Origin of the sequence: Pseudomonas paraglycinae (assembly GCF_021601625.1) — a bacterium.
In the GTDB taxonomy this organism is placed as follows: Bacteria; Pseudomonadota; Gammaproteobacteria; order Pseudomonadales; family Pseudomonadaceae; genus Aquipseudomonas; species Aquipseudomonas paraglycinae.
Genome location: NZ_BQHR01000037.1, coordinates 1 through 1,588, shown reverse-complemented (window position 1 = coordinate 1,588; position 1,588 = coordinate 1). Strand labels below are relative to the sequence as shown.

Here is a 1,588-nt window from a genome sequence, read left to right as displayed (position 1 = left end):
CCACTTTCACTGGTGGTGATCAGGCTAAGGTAAAATTTGTGAGTTCTCTTAGTTGAGAAATTCGAATTTTCGGCGAATGTCGTCTTCACAGTATAACCAGATTGCTTGGGGTTATATGGTCAAGTGAAGAAGCGCATACGGTGGATGCCTTGGCAGTCAGAGGCGATGAAAGACGTGGTAGCCTGCGAAAAGCTTCGGGGAGTCGGCAAACAGACTTTGATCCGGAGATGTCTGAATGGGGGAACCCAGCCATCATAAGATGGTTATCTTGTACTGAATACATAGGTGCAAGAGGCGAACCAGGGGAACTGAAACATCTAAGTACCCTGAGGAAAAGAAATCAACCGAGATTCCCTTAGTAGTGGCGAGCGAACGGGGACTAGCCCTTAAGTGGCTTTGAGATTAGCGGAACGCTCTGGAAAGTGCGGCCATAGTGGGTGATAGCCCTGTACGCGAAAGTCTCTTAGTCATGAAATCGAGTAGGACGGAGCACGAGAAACTTTGTCTGAATATGGGGGGACCATCCTCCAAGGCTAAATACTACTGACTGACCGATAGTGAACTAGTACCGTGAGGGAAAGGCGAAAAGAACCCCGGAGAGGGGAGTGAAATAGATCCTGAAACCGTATGCGTACAAGCAGTGGGAGCAGACTTTGTTCTGTGACTGCGTACCTTTTGTATAATGGGTCAGCGACTTATTTTCAGTGGCGAGCTTAACCGAATAGGGGAGGCGTAGCGAAAGCGAGTCTTAATAGGGCGTCTAGTCGCTGGGAATAGACCCGAAACCGGGCGATCTATCCATGGGCAGGTTGAAGGTTAGGTAACACTGACTGGAGGACCGAACCGACTACCGTTGAAAAGTTAGCGGATGACCTGTGGATCGGAGTGAAAGGCTAATCAAGCTCGGAGATAGCTGGTTCTCCTCGAAAGCTATTTAGGTAGCGCCTCATGTATCACTGTAGGGGGTAGAGCACTGTTTCGGCTAGGGGGTCATCCCGACTTACCAAACCGATGCAAACTCCGAATACCTACAAGTGCCGAGCATGGGAGACACACGGCGGGTGCTAACGTCCGTCGTGAAAAGGGAAACAACCCAGACCGTCAGCTAAGGTCCCAAAGTTATGGTTAAGTGGGAAACGATGTGGGAAGGCTTAGACAGCTAGGAGGTTGGCTTAGAAGCAGCCACCCTTTAAAGAAAGCGTAATAGCTCACTAGTCGAGTCGGCCTGCGCGGAAGATGTAACGGGGCTCAAACCATACACCGAAGCTACGGGTATCACGTAAGTGATGCGGTAGAGGAGCGTTCTGTAAGCCTGTGAAGGTGAGTTGAGAAGCTTGCTGGAGGTATCAGAAGTGCGAATGCTGACATGAGTAACGACAATGGGTGTGAAAAACACCCACGCCGAAAGACCAAGGTTTCCTGCGCAACGTTAATCGACGCAGGGTTAGTCGGTCCCTAAGGCGAGGCTGAAAAGCGTAGTCGATGGAAAACAGGTTAATATTCCTGTACTTCTGGTTATTGCGATGGAGGGACGGAGAAGGCTAGGCCAGCTTGGCGTTGGTTGTCCAAGTTTAAGGTGGTAGGCTGA

General features: G+C 50.2%; 1 rRNA gene. It reads left to right on the top strand.

From position 1 onward, the window contains the following. Window positions 1-117 precede the first annotated feature (117 nt). Window positions 118-1,588, top strand: a 23S ribosomal RNA gene (locus L6D82_RS28425); the annotation flags it as partial.